The sequence below is a fragment of the Marivivens marinus genome (assembly GCF_035969385.1).
Classification (GTDB): Bacteria; Pseudomonadota; Alphaproteobacteria; order Rhodobacterales; family Rhodobacteraceae; genus SELP01.
Genome location: NZ_JAYKKJ010000002.1, coordinates 330,565 through 347,135 on the forward strand (window position 1 = coordinate 330,565; position 16,571 = coordinate 347,135).

A 16,571-nucleotide genomic window follows, 5' to 3' on the forward strand; every position below is an offset into this window, starting at 1 on the left:
TCAGTTCAGAAGGCCCGCGTGAACCATGGCGCCGCGCACCCGGTCCTTGGTCCCGTCGCTCAGACCGACCAGCGGCGAGCGGACCTCGTCCGAACACAGGCCCAGCAGGGACATGGCGTATTTCGCGCCCGCAACGCCCGGCTCGACAAAGATCGCCTGATGCAGCGGCATCAGCCGGTCGGCAAGGGTCAGTGCGGTGGCGTAGTCGCCCGCAAGCGTGGCTTCCTGCATCTCGGAACACAGTTTCGGCGCGACGTTGGCGGTGACCGAAATGCAGCCGATGCCGCCCATGGCGTTGAACCCATGCGCGGTGGCGTCCTCGCCGGACAGCTGGATGAAATCCGCGCCGCAAGTGATCCGCTGTGCGGCGACGCGGGCCAGATCGCCCGTCGCGTCCTTCACCCCGATGATCATCGGGTGCTTGGCCAGCTCGCCCATGGTCGCGGGCGACATGTCCACGACCGACCGGCCGGGGATGTTGTAGATCACGATCGGCAGGCCCACCTCGGCGGTGGCCATGAAATGCGCGAACAGCCCGGCTTGGGTCGGCTTGTTGTAATAGGGGGTGACGACTAGTGCCGCATCGGCCCCGGCGGTCTTGGCGGCTTCGACCAGACGGACGGCTTCGATCGTGTTGTTCGACCCGGCCCCGGCAATGACAGGCACCCGGCCCGCCGCCTGCGCGACAACGGTTTCGACCACCAGATCATGCTCTTCATGGCTCAGCGTCGGGCTTTCACCCGTGGTGCCGACCGGGACAAGCCCGTGGCTACCCTGATCGATGTGCCAATCGACAAGTTTCTTGAGCGTCTCAAGATCGACTTGGCCGTTCGCGAACGGCGTGACGAGGGCAGGCATGGACCCCTTGATCATGATACGCTTCCTTCAGGTTGGACGGGGCGGTCCATCCGCCCCTTGAAATGCGCGCGGAACCTAGACGGGTTTCCGCCGATTGCCAAGTTTGTGAGTTGCCTGTGCAGGGGGGTGCGTTACGATTTCTGTCAAAACGAGCAGAAAGACACACATGCGTTTCCTTGGTTTCCTCCTCCGCTCGGGTCCGGGCACCGTTTTGGCCTTGTTTCTGGGCCTCTCGGCCTTTGCCCAACAATCCGCGAATCCCTCGGTCGCGGCGGCGTTTCAGGCGGGGCGGGACGACAATTGGGACCTTGCCTTCGCGCTTTTGCCGCCCGGCGATGATCTGGCCCGTGACCTGCTGATCTGGACCCGGCTGCGGCAGGAAGACAGCGGCGCGCGTTTTGACGACTATCTTGATTTCCTGCCGCGCCGCCGGGATTGGCCGGGGATGGACCGGCTTCGCGCGCGGGGCGAACAGATCATGCCGCCCGACCTGAACCCCGACCGGGTGATCGCCTGGTTCGACGGGGACCTGCCCGAAACCGGGATCGGGGCCGTGCGTCTGGCCGCCGCGATGATCGCCCGTGGCAATGCCGCCGGGGCCGAGGCGATGCTGCGCGAGGTCTGGCTGACGCAAAGCCTGTCGGACGAGGGGCACGAGGCCCTGATCGCCGCCCATGCCGATACCCTGCGCCCGCTGCATGGACAGCGCACCGATGCGATGCTCTGGCGCTGGCGCAAGGAAGATGCGGCGCGGATGATCGACCTGCTGACCGGCGATGAACAGGCGCTCTATGCCGCGCGGCTGGCCTTTCTGACCAAGGCGCCCGACGCCACCCAGACCTTCAACGCCCTGCCAACCCGCCTGCGGGCAGATGTCGGGCTGGCCTATGACCGGTTCAACTGGCTGGCCGACCGGGGCGACTGGACCGAGGCGGTCGCGGTGCTGAAATCCCATTCCACCCGAGCCGAGGATATGGGCCAGCCGTTCCGCTGGTCGGGATGGCGGCGGACGCTGGCTCGCTGGGAAATGCGCGAAGGCCGCTACCAATCCGCCTATGACCTTGCCAGCCAGCATTTCCTGACCGCCGATGATGGCGAAAGCTATGCCGATCTGGAATGGCTGTCGGGTTACCTTGCCCTGCGCTGGCTGGACCGGCCCGGCGTCGCCCTGCGCCATTTCGAACGGATGGCCGCCGCCGTGGACGGGCCGATCTCCGAGGGCCGCGCCGGATACTGGATCGGCCGCACCCACGAGGCGCTGGGGAACGAGGCCGCCGCCGTCGCCGCCTATGCCCACGGGGCCCAGCACCAGACGAGCTTCTACGGCCTTCTCGCCGCCGAAAAGCTGGGCCAGTCGCTCGACCCCGCCCTGACCGGGTCCGAGGTCTTTCCCGACTGGCAGTCGGCCCCTTTTCTGGGCGAGGAAAAGACCCGCGCCGCCCTGACCCTTCTGTCCGCCGACGAACGGGTCGGCGCGGTCCTGTTCTTTGCCGATCTGGGGCGCGAGTTGGACCGGACCGAACTGGCGCAACTGGGCGAGATCCTTGTGGCGCTGGACGAAAGTTTCTACGCGGTGCTTCTGGGCAAGGCCGGGGTCGCGCGGGGGCTGATGGTCCCGGCGATCTACTACCCCGACCACCCCCTGTCCCGCAAAGACATCCCCGTCAGCGCCGAACTCGCCATGTCCATCGCCCGCCGCGAAAGCGAATTTCGCACCGATGCAGGCAGCGCCGTCGGGGCGCTTGGGCTGATGCAGGTCATGCCGGGCACCGCCGAGGACATGGCCGACGACCTGGGTCTCGACTACAATCGGTGGCGTCTGACCTCGGACTGGGACTACAACGCCATGCTCGGCGCCCGCTATCTGGAACTTCTGGAACAGGAATTCGGCCCCTCGCCGGTGTTCATCGCGGCGGGCTATAACGCCGGGCCGCGCCGTCCCCGCGACTGGATTGCCGAACGGGGCGACCCCCGAACTGGCGAAATCGACGTGATCGACTGGATCGAGATGATCCCCTTCCGCGAAACCCGCAACTACGTGCAGCGGGTCGCGGAATCGATTCCCGTCTACCGGGCGCGGCTGACCGGCCAGACCGGGCAGATCAGGTTCACTGCCATGCTGGTGGGGGAAAAGCCGGTGATCCGGCCCGTTGCGCGGCCTGCCGCCGGGAACCCCGCCGAAACGCCGGTTCCCGCCGCAACAGAAGTCCCGGCTACCAACCTTGCCCCTGCGATCAGCCTGCGGCCCGTTGCCCGGCCCTAACCCTTCACCCGCGCCCGCCACAGGGTAAACAGACCCGCCGCAACCACGATGGCGGTTCCGACCGCCACGTTGGTGCGCAGGGTTTCCCCGAACACCGCGATCCCAAGGGCCGAGGCGAAGACCAGTTGCAGATAGGCAAAGGGCTGCACGGCGCTGGCCTCTGCCACCTCGTAGGTCTTGATCAGTAGGTAATGCCCCACCGCCCCGGTCACGCACAACAGGCCCATCCAAGCCCAATCCGGCGTGGTCATCGGCTCCCAATTGAAGACGCCGACCACCGTCACCGCCGCCGCCCCCGTGACCCCGGTCCAGAAAAACGACGTCGCGGCGCTGTCTTTGCGGGCCGCATAGCGGGTCAGCAGCGCATAGAGCGCGAACATCAGCGCAGAGGCGACGGGGAACAAAGCGGCAGGAGAAAACACCGTGAACCCCGGTTCCAGAATGATCAGGACCCCGACAAACCCGACCCCGATCGCCGCCCAGCGGCGCCAGCCTACGGCCTCTCCCAGAATCGGGCCGGACAGGGCGGCGACCAGAAGCGGGTAGGCGGCAAAGATCGCATGGCTTTCCACCAGTCCCAGATAGGTGAACCCCGCGACCATCACGCAGATTTCCGCCACGAGCAGAACGCCGCGAAAGGTCTGCAACAGCGGTTGGCTGGTGGCCGCAGCGGCCCGGATCGACCCTTCCTTGCGGCTGGCAATCGCGATCACGAAGGCGGCAAAGAACCAGTATCGGATCATCACCACCATCAACACGTTGTATTCCGACGCAAGGTGGCGGCTGATCCCGTCCTGCATCGCAAAAACAAAGGTCGTCGCGGTCATCAACAGGATGCCAAGGCGGGTGTTGGTCTGCATCAGGTGGGCATCCTTGCGCGGGTCATATGCCGTTTGCGGCCGTAGCCGGGGGTGCGGGTGACGGCGAACCCCGCCGCCTCAAGCGACCGGCGCACATGGCCCGCTGCGGTATAGGTCGCGGCGGTGCCAGCCGGGGCCGTATGCCGGGCAACCTCTGCCATCAGGTCCGGCCCCCAAAGTTCGGGATTCTTGGCCGGGGAAAACCCGTCCAGAAACCACGCATCCGCAACGCCCTCCCAATCGGGCAGGGTCAGGCGGGCATCGCCGCGCCGGATGTCCAGCCGCACCTTGCCAAAGCCATAGGGGCCATCGTCCGCCCGGATCGCAGCCACAAGCGCCTCCGCCCGTTCCGCCAGCACCGGAAAGGCCGCCAGCGCGGTGGCCATATCCGCAGGCGTCATCGGATAGGCCTCGAAGGTGGTGAACGTCAGGGTGTCGGGCTGCCCCGCCGAGTCAAAGGCCCGCCAGGCCATCAGAAAGTTCAGCCCCGTCCCGAACCCCAGTTCCGCGATCCGGAAGCCGCCACCAAAGCGGGCGGGGAGGTCATTGCCGTCAAGAAACACATGCGCGGTTTCGGCCAGCCCGTCATCAAGGCTGAAATAGGGGTCGTCGAACCGGCGCGAGATCGGGATGCGCCCGTCGCGCCAGTCTAGATCTGCCGTCTGGTCTGCCATGTCGCCATGCCTTAAGGGTTGGCGCGACATTGGGCGAGGGAACGGGGAATGGCAACGGTCGACGTGACGATCCTGGGGGCGGGGGCGTTTGGCCTGTCAGTGGCCTGCGCCTGTGCCCTGCGCGGCGCGCGGGTCCGGGTGATCGACCCGAACGGTGTCGCCGCCGGATCGTCGGGCGGGCTGGTCGGGGCCTTGGCCCCGCATGTGCCGGACCAGTGGAACGCCAAGAAACAATTCCAGTTTGACAGCCTGATCGGCGCCGGGGCCTTCTGGGCCCGCATCGGTGAGCTTGCGGGCGAAGACACGGGCTATCTCCGGTCCGGTCGGCTGCAACCCCTTGCCGACGAGGCCGCCGTCGCGCTTGCCCAAGACCGGGCGCAGTCCGCCGCCGATCTGTGGCAGGGGCAGGCCATTTGGCAGGTGGTCGATGCCGGCGATCATGGCGACTGGACCCCAAAAAGCCCCTCGGGCAAGTTGGTATTCGACACGCTGACCGCCCGCATCCACCCCCGCCGCGCCACCCGCGCCCTGGCCCGCGCCCTTGTCGCGCTGGGCGGCGAGGTTACCGAAAACGGCAAGCCCGAGGGCAAGATCGTGCACGCCACCGGCTGGCAGGGGTTGCTGGATCTGTCCGCCGAAATCGGCGCCCCCGTGGGCAACGGGGTAAAGGGGCAGGCGGCGCTTCTGCACTTCGACGCCGCCGACCGGCCCCAGCTCTACGCCGATAGCCTGCACATCGTGCCGCACGCTGACGGGACGGTGGCCATCGGCTCTACCTCGGAACGGGACTTCACCGACCCCACCGGCACCGACAGTCAGCTGGACGACATCATCGCCCGCGCCCGCGCCGCCTTTCCGGTCCTGCGCGACGCCCCGGTGATCGAACGCTGGGCCGGGGTGCGGCCCCGCGCCCGCAGCCGGGCGCCGATGCTGGGCGCGCACCCAACGCGACCCGGTGAATTCATCGCGAATGGCGGGTTCAAGATCGGCTTCGGCATGGCGCCGGGTGTGGGCACCGTGATGGCGGACCTGATCCTGGATGGGCAGGACAGCATCCCCGAGGATTTCAAACCCGCCGCCAGCCTGCCCAAGGGTTAGCGCGCGACCGCCTCCATGCATTGCCGCTCATCCGCGCCGCGCACCCACAACGCCCCATCGGCCCAGCAGAACGCCGCCTCTTCGCCCGCGATCAGGGGCGAGGTGGCGCGATAGGTGAACTCGGTCAGGCCGCCCAACTGCGCCTCGGCCAGAAGCATCAGCATCTGCGCCAGAAGCGGCCCGTGCACCACCAACCCGGCATAGCCTTCGACCGCGCGGGCATAGTCCACGTCGTAGTGAATGCGGTGCCCGTTGAAGGTCAGCGCGGAATAACGAAACAGCGCGGTTTCATCGAACGACCGGACCCGCGCAATTTCCTCATCCGTCCGGGCCTGTGGCGGCACCGGCGGCGCGGCGTCCGGTCCGGGGTCCTCGCGATAGACCAGATCCTGCCATTCGGTCAGGCAGATCGACCCACGCTGCCAATAATCATGGCGCAGCCGGACAAAGGCCAGTGGGCCTGACCGGCCATCCTTGCGGGTGCTCGAGTCCACGCTTGACCGTTTTTCCGCGCGGATGCCCGCCAGTAGCGGGCTGTGAAACCGCAGCGACCCGCCCGCCCACATCCGGCGGGGCAGACCCATATCGGGGATCAGCCCGATGCCGGTGGCGGGATGGCCATCCCGGCCCAGCCGGGCCGGGGGCTGCGGGTCCCAGAAATACAACTGGTGGTAAAACGGCGGCAGCACATCGCCCTGCTCGAACGCGCGCGGATCGCCCAGCATCGCTTGCATGGCAGTGGCGCGGGCCGGATCAAGAACATCAGAGAAGGTCTGGGTCATGTGCCAAACCTGCCCCGCATTCTACGCGCCTGCAAGATCGCGCAACGCCTGCATCTGGGTCTCGACAGCGGCGCGATACCGGTCCGACGTCAGACGGCCCTCGGCGTTGAACTGGTCCTTGGCTTGCCCCACCAGAACCTCGCGTCCCGACAGAAGGCGCGGGGCAAAGGGGGAGAGGGCAAGACGCAGCGCATTCTGCGCCCGTTCGCCACCGGACCGGCCCGCCGCCGCGGACAGAATCGCCACCGGCTTGTCCTTCCACGGGCCGCCATCGGTGCGGCTGACCCAATCCAGCGCGTTCTTCAACACGCCAGACAGGGACTTGTTGTATTCCGGGGTTACGACGATCACCGCCTCGGCCCCGGCGATCTGGTCGGCCAGACGCTGCACCTCTGCCGGAATGCCGTCGCTGTCCTGCAAATCCCCGTCAAAGAGCGGAAACCGGATGTCACCGGCGATGAACTCCTCCGCGCCATAGGCACGCGCGGCCTCCAGCATCAGTTTCCGGTTCAGCGACCCCGCCCGCAGCGATCCGCAAATGCCCAGCAAATACCCCATATCAACCCTCTCAAAACACTTATCGTTGTCATGCCAACTACCTATCGGTGAAATCGCTGGCGGCAACCCCACCCCCTTGCACAGCCGCTGTGCACGGACCAATCTGCCGGGCAGATGAACAGGGGGCGCGACATGCGGCACGGCGGACAGATCCTTGCGGACCAGTTGAAAATTCACGGCGCGCGGCGCGTCTTTTCGGTGCCGGGGGAGAGCTTCCTTGCCGCCCTCGATGGGCTGTACGACAGCGGGATCGACAACGTGGTCTGTCGTCAGGAAGGCGGCGCCGCGATGATGGCCGAAGCCTATGGCAAGTTGACCGGCCAGCCGGGCATCTGTTTTGTCACCCGTGGACCGGGGGCGACCAATGCCAGCGCGGGCGTGCATATCGCGATGCAGGACAGCACCCCGATGATCCTGTTCATCGGCCAGATCGACAGGGGCCACCGCGACCGCGAAGTGTTTCAGGAAGTCGACTATCGCGCCATGTTCGGCCCGCTGGCCAAATGGGTCGCGGAAATAGACAGCACCGACCGTATCCCCGAATACATCCGCCGCGCCTTTGCCGTGGCCACCGCCGGGCGGCCCGGCCCGGTGGTTCTCGCTCTGCCCGAAGACATGCTGTCCGATAGCGCCGATGTCCCCGACAGCCCCGGCCCGCTGGTCGAACTGACGCCGACCTACAGCACCATCGCCGAAGACGCGCTGGACTGGCTGTCTGTGGCCCAAAGGCCGCTTGTCATCGTGGGCGGGCCGCATTGGTCGCCGCAGGCTGCGGCGGACCTTGCGCACTTCGCCAGCACCCAGAATGTGCCGGTTGCGCTGGGCTTTCGGCGGCAGGACTATCTGGACAACCGGCACCCCTGCTATGCGGGCGACCTGAACGTCGGGCCGAACCCCCGGCTTGCCGCGCGGCTGCGCGATGCGGACCGGCTTCTGGTCATCGGGTCGCGGCTGGGCGATATCGAAACCCAGGGCTTCACCAACGTCGACCCGATCCGGCAAAAGCCGCGCATCTGCCACATTCACGCCGACCCGAACGAACTGGGACGGGTCTGGGCGCCCGACCTCTGCGCCGTGGCCGATGCGGTCAATTTCACCCGCGCCCTGTCGCGGCTGCCCGCCTGCGGAACCGACTGGGCCGATTGGACCAAAGCCGCCCGGGCCGATTACGACGCATGGCTGACGCCAAAGGAAAGCCCCGGCGCGGTCAAACAAGAAGAGGTGATCCGCCACCTGTCCCAAACCTTGCCTGAAGACGCGATCCTGACCAACGGCGCCGGGAACTACGCCGCATGGCTGCACCGCTACTTCGTTTACAAGGGTTTCCGGACCCAGCTCGCTCCGACGTCCGGGTCGATGGGCTATGGCTTCCCGGCGGCGGTCTCTGCCAGCCTCGAACACCCCGACCGGGTCGTGGTCTGCCTTGCCGGGGACGGCTGCCTGCAAATGACCCTGAACGAGATGTCTACGGCCATCCAATACGGCGCCAAGCCGATTGTCATCGTCATGAACAACGGCCGCTACGGCACCATCCGGATGCATCAGGAAAAACACTATCCCGGGCGCGTCTCGGGCACGATGCTGGCCAATCCCGACTTTGCCGAACTGGCCCGCGCCTACGGCGGGCACGGTGAAACGGTCGAGGTGCAGGACCAATTCGCCGCCGCCTTCGACCGGGCGCAGGCATCTGGCACGCTTGCAGTGATAGAGGTCAAGATCGACCCCGAGGCGCTCTCGACCGGCATGACCCTGTCCGAGGCCCGCGCCGCGGGCGAGGCGGCGAAGGGGTAGGGAACTCCACACTTCGTGATTGCAGGCAGGCAATGCTAGGCTCTCCATAAGGGAGAGCCACCATGCCCAATTACCACGACCTGCGCACCGCCGCCGACTACGCCGAACGGGACTACGCCCGCGTCTTCCCGCAGATGACCGATGCGGAACGGGTCCGATGTATCACCGGGCTTATGCGGCTTAAGATCGGGCTCGCCTCGCAGATCCCGGCCCGGCGCACCGAAACCAACCTTCTGGTCGCCAGCTGGAACATCAAGGAATTCGGGCACACCACCCAGCGCCTGCCCGAGGCCTATTTCTACATCGCCGAAACCCTTGCGGCCTTCGATCTGATCGCCGTGCAAGAGGTAAAATCGACGCTCAAGGATCTTGAGATCGTCATGCGGCTTCTGGGCGAGGACTGGAAATACATCGTCAACGACATCACCGACGGGACGGACGGAAACGCCGAACGGTCGGCCTATATCTACAACACGCGGCGGGTGCGCCTATCCGGACTGGCCGGGGAAATCGCGCTTTGGGATGCGATCACCCACGACAGCCCTCTAGGCCTCAAGCAACTTAAACGGTCGCCCTACATGACCGGCTTCATCGCGGGCTGGAAGAAGTTCGCCTTGGTCAGCCTGCATTTGCACCCCGGCGACGACGACGAAGACGTCCTGCTGCGCGGGGAAGAGGTGCGGCTCCTGCTCAAGGCACTCAAGGCAAAACGCAAGGGGCTGTGGTCCGACAACCTGATCCTCTGCGGCGACATGAACCTTTATGACAGCAAGGATCAGGGGGTCATGGCGGCCATGGCGCAGGCGGGCTACCGCGAATGCGAAGGGCTGATCGGGAAGGACACAAACGCCACCCTGACCGAAGCCTACGACCGGATGTTCTTTACTCAGAACGATTACTTCCACATCGAAGAGGACGAAACCGGGACGGAACAGGGCGGGGTCTTCAACCCCTTCGGCTTTGTCTATCGGGATGCGGACGCCGACAAATACCTTGCCGAAATGGTCGCAGTCTACGGCGGCGACAAGGACCTTGCCGGCAACGCCGCCGACCGGCAGGCCTATTACGTGAACTATTGGCGCAAGAACCAGATTTCCGACCACTTCCCGATCTGGGCGGAACTGGTCACCGATGACAGCGGCGCGTTTCTGGCGGAAAAGCTGGTCGAACATCAAACCTGAAAGGGCGCCCCGTTGCCGGGGCGCCCTCCACAGGGTGCGGAACAGGGATTGGTCTATTCCGCGGGAACGACGTTGGTCGGAACGTGTCCGCCGTAGTGGCGCCGGTTCAGGTGCCAGACAAGGGCGACCATCGCCAGTTGGAAGGCAATCGCCACGGCGGTGAAGCCCCAGTAGGCGGCGCCGAATTTCTCGATCACCCCATTGGCCACAAGACCCTTGTTGATCCAGAATTTCAGCATCACGGACATCGCCACACCGGGACAAACCAAGGCGTAGGAGCCGGGGCTGTTCTTGTCGCCGGTCAGAAAGGTCTTGGCGTATCCCTGACGGGCCAGAACCAGCAGCCCCAGCAAGCCAAAGGTCAACTGAACAGCAAGCAGCTTGGTCATCAGCATCAGGTTGCCGGCATCCGTGGTGTGTTCATCAAACGTCGTGTGTAGGCCGTGGTTCTGACGCATCCACATGATCCCAAGGATGGTCATCAGCGGGACAATGATCATCAGGGTCGGGCCCGATTCTTTCGCGGTGCCATAGTGCAGCATGGAGTTAAAGGCGGTCACGGCGGCAACGATCGCATAGATCAGCGCCATGCTTCCAAGGATCGTCGACAGGATCAGGCTGGCGGCAACCACCGTCGGGCTGGTGGACATGGCGGCCGGGGCGGCAAGGCCCACTGCGGTCATGGCCAGTGCGAAGGACGGCAGCAGTTGCGCGAAAGAGTTATGCGCGGTCACATCGAAAATGCCCCCGTCCGACAGGACGCGGCCAAGGAAATGGCCGATCAACCGTAGCGCGAACAGCCCGTTCAGGGCAAAGGCAACCATCGCCAGCGGGAACAGATATTCAACAACGCCCCAAAGGCCCGGAACGAACACAAGTCCGACGATGAACAGCCCGTTGATCGACATCGCAATGGCCAAAGGCATAGCCAGAAGCTGGCTTTCGGCGTTCGAGGCGCGCAGCTTGGCATAGGCGGGCGTCTTCCGCCAGGCGGCGAAGCGGGACAGGTTCCAAACCAGGTATTTCAGGTTTAGAAAGGCGAAGACCGCGATCCCGATTAGGGCCACGGCGATGCCGACCTGCAGGGGCAGGCTGCCCCCGGCCCAGGCGCGGGCGATGTCCTCGAACACCGGAACCGGCTGCCCCGGGTGCTTTACCCAGAACATAAGGTACATGAAGAAGGTCACGGCAAGTCCGCCCGCCCCGACCGAGGTCAGGAAATAGAGCGGTGAATAGGTATCTGCCGGACGGCTGGTGGCGGGATTGGACATGTGCCCCTCCATACATTGCAAAAATATTATGTGTCACACATGAAGGTGCGGTAAAAACATGTCAAGAATGAAATATATCAGGTCAGACTGACAGACTGTCGCAGCCAAGGTCAGGAAATCCGGAGTATCGAACCTCTGTGCCTCCGGTTAACCTTACGGAAGCCATGCAAATTCCCCGTAACGGCCATTTTGGGGCCGGGGCGGCGGACTAGGGTGACCGCACGGCGGCAGTCAGATCGCCGGTCAACAGTTTTGAGGCGCAGGAAAGGTATCCCGATGTCCACGGCCAGTATCAGTGCGAACAAACCCCTCTATCTTGCCGCCCTGGCGGGCCTGCCCCTGATCGGGATTACCCTGTATCTCTGGGGGCAGCCGCCGATCTGCACCTGTGGCGAGGTCAAGCTGTGGATCGGGTCCATCTTCGACAGCGGCAATTCCCAGCACATCGCCGATTGGTACACGCTGTCGCATATCCTGCATGGGGTGCTGATCGCGCTGGTCGGGCGGCTGGTGTTTCCCCGGCTCGGGTTCGGCTGGTTGTTCGGGGCGGCCATTGTGACCGGCGTTGGTTGGGAATTGATCGAACACACCGATTGGGTTCTGGGCAAATTCCGCGCTACCACGATCAACCAAGGCTACCATGGCGACAGCGTGCTCAATGCCGTGTCCGACTACATCTGGATGATGGGCGGCTTCTTTGCTGCCTACAGCCTGCGGACCTGGATCGTCCTGTCGATGGTCGCAGCCCTTGAACTCAGCGCGGCCTTCATCGCCCGCGACAGCCTTGCGCTGTCCACCCTGTCGCTCGTCTACCCGATCCAATCCATCGAAGACTGGCAGCAGGCACTGAACCCCAACCGCGAAACCGCCGCCGTCCAATAGGGATTGACCCTTGTGCACCTGCCCCCCGCTTTGGTCTAACGGGATCACCTGAACCCGAGGACCGAACATGGTGGATATCGCGACCCGCGTCTGGAACCACAAGTGGAAGATCGACCCGATTATCCGGTCCCTGATCGACACGGATTTCTACAAGCTCCTGATGTGCCAGTCGGTGTTTCGCAACAAACCCGACACGCAGGTGACCTTCAGCCTGATCAACCGGGCCAGGCACATCCGGCTGGCCGACATGGTCGACGAAGGGGAGTTGCGCGAACAGCTTGACCACATCCGCTCCCTGTCACTCTCCCGCGGCGAAAGCACATGGCTGCGGGGCAACACCTTCTACGGCAAGCGGCAGATGTTCACCCCCGCCTTCATGGAATGGTTCGAAAACCTGCGGCTGCCGCCCTACCACCTCGAAAAACGGGACGGGCAGTATGAACTCACCTTCGAAGGGGCCTGGCCCGAGGTGATGATGTGGGAAATCCCGGCCCTTGCGGTGCTGATGGAACTGCGGGCGCGGGCCGTGCTGAACGACATGGGGCGGTTCGAGCTTCAAGTGCTCTACGCCCGCGCCATGACCAAGCTCTGGGAAAAGGTCGAAACGCTGCGCACCATCCCCGACCTGCGGCTCGCCGACTTCGGCACCCGGCGGCGGCACGGCTACCTCTGGCAGGACTGGTGCGTGCAGGCGATGATGGAAGGGTTGGGCGAGAAATTCGTCGGCACCTCCAACTGCCTCATCGCCATGAAGCGCGATATCGAGGCGATCGGCACCAACGCCCACGAACTGCCCATGGTCTACGCCGCGCTGGCCGAGGATGACGCCGCCCTCGCCCGCGCCCCCTATGACGTGCTCGCCGATTGGCACGAGGAGCACGACGGTAACCTGCGGATCATCCTGCCCGACACCTACGGCACCCCCGGCTTCCTGAAGAACGCGCCCGACTGGCTGGCCGGCTGGACCGGGATCCGGATCGACAGCGGCGACCCGGCTGAAGGCGCCGAAACCGCGATCCGCTGGTGGCAGGAGCGGGGCGAGGACCCGCGCCAGAAACTGGTGATCTTCTCGGACGGGCTGGACGTGGACAAGATCGCCGCGCTGTCGGCGCAGTTCCGGGGGCGGGTGCGGGTGTCCTTCGGCTGGGGGACGATGCTCACCAATGATTTCATCGGGCTGACGCCAGACGACAGCCTCGCCCCGTTCAGCCTTGTGTGCAAAGCCGTCTCGGCCAACGGGCGGCCCACCGTGAAACTGTCCGACAACCCCAACAAGGCGATGGGACCCACCGAGGAAATCGCCCGTTACAAACGGGTCTTCGGGGTCGGGGAACAGGACCGGGTGGAGGTGGTGGTCTAACCCGCCGCCCGATCAAGAGCGCCGCGCACGAACCGAGGGGCGGGAAGCAAAGCGCCCGCCCCGTGGGGGCGGTTCGGGCGCTGCCAAAGCGAAGCTTTGGCAAATCGGAATGGCTAGTATCAGCCCAAAGATTGGCCAAAAGAATCTAGATACTAGCAAAGAAAAGGGCTCTGATTTCTCGCAATGGGGTTTCAAGATTGGCGCCGAATTTCGGAAATCCTCCAAAATGACAACTCATTCGACTTCTTTTGCCTCCTCAATTACCCGATCGACCAATCCTCTCGAAATATCAGCCAACTCGCCCGCCATTAGACAACCGTCAGTTCGGGCATCGGCCATGCCGGAAAGCTTTGCAAAAGGTATCACCCTCTCTAGGCTTTCCCGGTATTCACTTCGCTTGCCGAAGTTCATGACGCCGGGATAGAAAGTGTTCGCTGCCGCGTCGACCACGTTTGCCACTGCTTCATCGTCAAACCTCGATGCAAAGCAGTGCTCCGCGCGTGCCATGTTGATTACCCAATTCTCGAATGCGGTGTCGAAAATCATGCGGTATTCCGCTCGAAAGTCAGTCTCGACTATCTCGCCTTCTTGAAGCCCCATTGCGGCAAATGAGCATGTGCGGAATTCTGCTAGCGCGCCAGATGTGCCAGCCAATGATACAAGTCCAAGTATTTCAAGGCCGTCATCTTCCATGGCATTTAATGCAGGTACCACGTTGTGCCGTTCTTCTATGCCGAAAATTCCAGCAGAATTATCGTCCAAGTCTTGGAGGCGAACCTCGAAAAGTGAAACGTCGCTTAGGTCAAATCTGTCCGCACCGATGCGAATCTCACCAAAGGCATCTTCGAAAGCGTCTTCATCACGCAAGCCTCTGTTGTCAAAGAAGCGTTGGTAGACCAATGAGCGATCGGAGATAATAAATCTGAGAGACCATATGTCCTTGTAGTCGGATAGCTGCAAAGTGACGCTCTTGTCAGCGTCCGTGTACAATGTGACAAAGCATGGATAACCCGCACGATCTTCAAAGAATTCACGACCGGTCACTGTTTCAGCAGTTGCCTCACATGCTACTAGTGTCAAAGCTGCAGAAATATTGAATGCTCGAAACATTTTGATTACTCCGTCATAATTCTACCCCAATATGCACCAACTGAGGCTGATTTCCACATTGCTCCTTCGAACCAGTGACAGGTTGTGGCCGCCGATCGACTGAATCTTCTTGGAAGAAAGACAATTCTTCAAACCCTAATCACATAATCCTTCACCGTCGTCTCAACCACTTCCCAGACCCCTTTGAACCCCGGTCGGATCACAAAGCTGTCCCCGGCTTCCAGACGGCGGCTGTCGCCGCCCTCTTCGTGCAGCACCGACACGCCCTCAAGGATGCGGCAGTATTCCCATTCGTCATAGCTCACCCGCCATGCCCCCGGCGTCGATTGCCAGATCCCGGCGTATAGCCCGTCGCGCTCCTCGATATCCCATGTGGTGAACACCGGGTCGCCCGAGACCAGCTTTTCCGGCGCGGGCCGGTCGGTGGTGGGCGTGACCGCCGCGCGGTCGATGGGTTGGAAATGGGTCATGCTTTCTCCTCAGCCTGTCTCGTCCGGGCGGGCGGTGCCGCGCAGGGCCTTCACCTCGCCCCGTTTCTTCTTGGCCTCCAGCCGCCGCCGCACGCTCCCCTTCGTGGGTTTCGTGGCGATCCGCCGTTTCGGGGTCTGCGTGGCTTTCAGCACCAGTTCCGCCAGCCGTTCCCGCGCGATCTCGCGGTTCCGCGCCTGGCTGCGGGTGTCCTGCACGAAGATCACCACCGTGCCCGCCTCGGTCCAGCGTTGCCCCGCCAGCCGCCGCAGCCGCGTCTTGACCGGCCCCGGCAGGTTGGGCGACCGCGCCGCCTCGAACCGCAGTTCGACCGCCGTGCTGACCTTGTTCACATTCTGCCCGCCCGGCCCCGAGGCGCGCACGAATTGCTCGGTCAGTTCCCAATCCGCGATCTCGATCTGATCGGTGATCCGAAGGCCCATGTCCTGCCCTGAAAAATCTGTACAAACCGGGCCACAGCCTGCCCCAAAATTGTACAAACCGCTACAATTTCCATTCAAAAGGGCCGCTCCGGCGACCAGAGCGACCCTTCGAAAGTTCCGGAGGTGGTTCGGTTAGGGTGAACCCACCTTGGTGGTCTCGTCAGCCAAGGGCTGCCCTAGCTGCGACTCCCCCAAAATGTCCCGACACCTTTCTCCAATCTCTTTCTTGACACTGGATCACCTCCTTTCGATGGGTTTCGCCTGTGCTCAGGTTTGCACAGATATTGTGTATGTCAAATGAAAATACACAATTTTCTGTAGATTAACCGAGACGCTGCAGCATCCGCCCAACGATGATGCGGAACGGGATCAGCGCGATCAGGGCGATGCCCAGCTTGACGCTCCAGTCCACGACGGCGGTGCCGACCCAGCGGGTGGCGTCAAAGCCGAAGGGGGTCGCGACGACCTCGTTGAAGAAATCCGTGTTGTGGTCCGCGCCCAGAATTCCGACGAAACCCGCCGAAAAAGCCAGCGAAAAGAATAGGATAGTGTCAAGGGTGGACCCGATCAGGGTCGACGCCAGAGGCGCGCGCCACCATGCCCCGGACCGAAGCCGGTCAAACACGAAGACATCCACCAGCTGCGCCACAAGGAACGCCGTGCCCGAGCCGATCGCGATCCGCGCGGTCACAGCGGGGGCCGAGAAATCGGGCGCGAGGTCGATCATCACGAAGGTCCCGATGTAGGAACAGATCAGCCCCACGATGAAGCCCGCGAAGACAACCTTGCGGGCGCTCGCCGCGCCATAGACCCGGTTCATAACGTCGGTCACAAGAAAGGCAAAGGGATAGGTGAATGCCCCCCAGGTCAGCCAGTCGCCGACGAAGAATTGGACAAGGATGTTCGAGGCCACGACGATGGCGGCCATGGCAAGGATGCCGGGAAGAATGCGGGTCATTTCGGGTGCTCCGT

General features: G+C 63.6%; 16 protein-coding genes. 6 read left to right on the forward strand and 10 right to left on the reverse strand.

The features are described from left to right. On the reverse strand, positions 1 to 873 hold the full coding sequence (dapA, locus tag U3648_RS04270) for a 4-hydroxy-tetrahydrodipicolinate synthase (RefSeq protein ID WP_420858001.1): 873 nt from the start codon (positions 871 to 873) through the stop codon (positions 1 to 3). Positions 874 to 1,024: 151 nt separating this feature from the next. On the opposite strand from dapA, the gene U3648_RS04275 reads away from it, so the two are divergent. Beyond that, positions 1,025 to 3,121, forward strand: coding sequence for a lytic transglycosylase domain-containing protein (locus U3648_RS04275; protein ID WP_420858002.1), 2,097 nt, complete (start codon positions 1,025 to 1,027; stop codon positions 3,119 to 3,121). Here U3648_RS04275 and U3648_RS04280 read toward each other — a convergent pair. Beyond that, on the reverse strand, positions 3,118 to 3,981 hold the full coding sequence (locus U3648_RS04280) for a DMT family transporter (RefSeq protein ID WP_420858003.1): 864 nt from the start codon (positions 3,979 to 3,981) through the stop codon (positions 3,118 to 3,120). The genes U3648_RS04275 and U3648_RS04280 overlap by 4 nt on opposite strands. Continuing rightward, a complete protein-coding gene (gene mnmC2 / locus U3648_RS04285) occupies positions 3,981 to 4,655 on the reverse strand; it encodes a tRNA (5-methylaminomethyl-2-thiouridine)(34)-methyltransferase MnmC2 (RefSeq protein WP_420858004.1) in 675 nt (224 codons plus the stop codon). Before mnmC2 ends, U3648_RS04280 begins: the two co-directional genes overlap by 1 nt. Before the next feature lie 48 nt (positions 4,656 to 4,703). Here mnmC2 and U3648_RS04290 point away from each other — a divergent pair, with 48 nt between their 5' ends. Next, positions 4,704 to 5,753 (forward strand): NAD(P)/FAD-dependent oxidoreductase, encoded by a 1,050-nt coding sequence (locus U3648_RS04290; RefSeq protein WP_420858005.1) that lies wholly within the window; start codon positions 4,704 to 4,706, stop codon positions 5,751 to 5,753. On the opposite strand, the gene U3648_RS04295 is transcribed toward U3648_RS04290, so the two are convergent. Both U3648_RS04295 and U3648_RS04300 read right to left on the reverse strand, forming a co-directional pair. Beyond that, entirely contained in the window at positions 5,750 to 6,535 is a 786-nt protein-coding gene (locus U3648_RS04295; RefSeq protein WP_420858006.1) for an HTD2 family dehydratase, read from the reverse strand. The genes U3648_RS04290 and U3648_RS04295 overlap by 4 nt on opposite strands. 21 nt (positions 6,536 to 6,556) lie before the next feature. Continuing rightward, positions 6,557 to 7,093 carry an NADPH-dependent FMN reductase gene (locus tag U3648_RS04300; protein ID WP_420858007.1) on the reverse strand — a complete coding sequence of 179 codons (537 nt, stop codon included), beginning with the start codon at positions 7,091 to 7,093 and terminating at the stop codon, positions 6,557 to 6,559. A gap of 132 nt (positions 7,094 to 7,225) precedes the next feature. Between U3648_RS04300 and U3648_RS04305 the strand changes: the two genes are divergently transcribed. Further along, positions 7,226 to 8,884 carry a thiamine pyrophosphate-binding protein gene (locus U3648_RS04305; protein ID WP_420858008.1) on the forward strand — a complete coding sequence of 553 codons (1,659 nt, stop codon included), beginning with the start codon at positions 7,226 to 7,228 and terminating at the stop codon, positions 8,882 to 8,884. Between the two features lie 62 nt (positions 8,885 to 8,946). Further along, positions 8,947 to 10,065 carry an endonuclease/exonuclease/phosphatase family protein gene (locus U3648_RS04310; protein WP_420858009.1) on the forward strand — a complete coding sequence of 373 codons (1,119 nt, stop codon included), beginning with the start codon at positions 8,947 to 8,949 and terminating at the stop codon, positions 10,063 to 10,065. Between the two features lie 53 nt (positions 10,066 to 10,118). Here the strand turns inward: U3648_RS04310 and U3648_RS04315 are convergent, their stop codons facing one another. Beyond that, positions 10,119 to 11,336 (reverse strand): TsoY family (seleno)protein, encoded by a 1,218-nt coding sequence (locus U3648_RS04315; protein ID WP_420858010.1) that lies wholly within the window; start codon positions 11,334 to 11,336, stop codon positions 10,119 to 10,121. Positions 11,337 to 11,612: 276 nt separating this feature from the next. On the opposite strand from U3648_RS04315, the gene U3648_RS04320 reads away from it, so the two are divergent. Together U3648_RS04320 and pncB are read left to right on the forward strand one after the other, a co-directional pair. Next, positions 11,613 to 12,218 (forward strand): DUF2585 family protein, encoded by a 606-nt coding sequence (locus U3648_RS04320; protein ID WP_420858011.1) that lies wholly within the window; start codon positions 11,613 to 11,615, stop codon positions 12,216 to 12,218. Between the two features lie 67 nt (positions 12,219 to 12,285). After that, entirely contained in the window at positions 12,286 to 13,578 is a 1,293-nt protein-coding gene (gene pncB, locus U3648_RS04325) for a nicotinate phosphoribosyltransferase (protein ID WP_420858012.1), read from the forward strand. A 234-nt stretch (positions 13,579 to 13,812) separates the two neighbouring features. Here the strand turns inward: pncB and U3648_RS04330 are convergent, their stop codons facing one another. The 4 genes from U3648_RS04330 to U3648_RS04345 all read right to left on the reverse strand — a co-directional run bounded on the left by U3648_RS04330 (position 13,813) and on the right by U3648_RS04345 (position 16,557). Then, entirely contained in the window at positions 13,813 to 14,688 is an 876-nt protein-coding gene (locus U3648_RS04330; protein ID WP_420858013.1) for a hypothetical protein, read from the reverse strand. Positions 14,689 to 14,816: 128 nt separating this feature from the next. Next, entirely contained in the window at positions 14,817 to 15,158 is a 342-nt protein-coding gene (locus U3648_RS04335; RefSeq protein WP_129681863.1) for a cupin domain-containing protein, read from the reverse strand. A gap of 9 nt (positions 15,159 to 15,167) precedes the next feature. Then, complete coding sequence (gene arfB / locus U3648_RS04340; RefSeq protein WP_420858014.1) at positions 15,168 to 15,599, reverse strand: alternative ribosome rescue aminoacyl-tRNA hydrolase ArfB; 432 nt, start codon at positions 15,597 to 15,599, stop codon at positions 15,168 to 15,170. A gap of 322 nt (positions 15,600 to 15,921) precedes the next feature. Further along, the gene (locus tag U3648_RS04345) at positions 15,922 to 16,557 is read right to left on the reverse strand and encodes a queuosine precursor transporter (RefSeq protein ID WP_420858015.1); all 636 of its coding nucleotides are present in this window, start codon (positions 16,555 to 16,557) and stop codon (positions 15,922 to 15,924) included. Positions 16,558 to 16,571: the final 14 nt, after the last annotated feature.

Excerpts from the sequence above, each read along its gene's own strand:
- U3648_RS04335 (WP_129681863.1), bottom strand. The coding sequence starts at position 15,158 with ATGACCCATTTCCAACCCATCGACCGCGCGGCGGTCACGCCCACCACC.
- U3648_RS04310 (WP_420858009.1), top strand. The coding sequence starts at position 8,947 with ATGCCCAATTACCACGACCTGCGCACCGCCGCCGACTACGCCGAACGG.
- U3648_RS04305 (WP_420858008.1), top strand. The coding sequence starts at position 7,226 with ATGCGGCACGGCGGACAGATCCTTGCGGACCAGTTGAAAATTCACGGC.
- U3648_RS04330 (WP_420858013.1), bottom strand. The coding sequence starts at position 14,688 with ATGTTTCGAGCATTCAATATTTCTGCAGCTTTGACACTAGTAGCATGT.
- dapA (WP_420858001.1), bottom strand. The coding sequence starts at position 873 with ATGATCAAGGGGTCCATGCCTGCCCTCGTCACGCCGTTCGCGAACGGC.
- arfB (WP_420858014.1), bottom strand. The coding sequence starts at position 15,599 with ATGGGCCTTCGGATCACCGATCAGATCGAGATCGCGGATTGGGAACTG.
- mnmC2 (WP_420858004.1), bottom strand. The coding sequence starts at position 4,655 with ATGGCAGACCAGACGGCAGATCTAGACTGGCGCGACGGGCGCATCCCG.
- U3648_RS04315 (WP_420858010.1), bottom strand. The coding sequence starts at position 11,336 with ATGTCCAATCCCGCCACCAGCCGTCCGGCAGATACCTATTCACCGCTC.
- pncB (WP_420858012.1), top strand. The coding sequence starts at position 12,286 with ATGGTGGATATCGCGACCCGCGTCTGGAACCACAAGTGGAAGATCGAC.
- U3648_RS04320 (WP_420858011.1), top strand. The coding sequence starts at position 11,613 with ATGTCCACGGCCAGTATCAGTGCGAACAAACCCCTCTATCTTGCCGCC.
- U3648_RS04275 (WP_420858002.1), top strand. The coding sequence starts at position 1,025 with ATGCGTTTCCTTGGTTTCCTCCTCCGCTCGGGTCCGGGCACCGTTTTG.
- U3648_RS04280 (WP_420858003.1), bottom strand. The coding sequence starts at position 3,981 with ATGCAGACCAACACCCGCCTTGGCATCCTGTTGATGACCGCGACGACC.
- U3648_RS04345 (WP_420858015.1), bottom strand. The coding sequence starts at position 16,557 with ATGACCCGCATTCTTCCCGGCATCCTTGCCATGGCCGCCATCGTCGTG.
- U3648_RS04300 (WP_420858007.1), bottom strand. The coding sequence starts at position 7,093 with ATGGGGTATTTGCTGGGCATTTGCGGATCGCTGCGGGCGGGGTCGCTG.
- U3648_RS04290 (WP_420858005.1), top strand. The coding sequence starts at position 4,704 with ATGGCAACGGTCGACGTGACGATCCTGGGGGCGGGGGCGTTTGGCCTG.
- U3648_RS04295 (WP_420858006.1), bottom strand. The coding sequence starts at position 6,535 with ATGACCCAGACCTTCTCTGATGTTCTTGATCCGGCCCGCGCCACTGCC.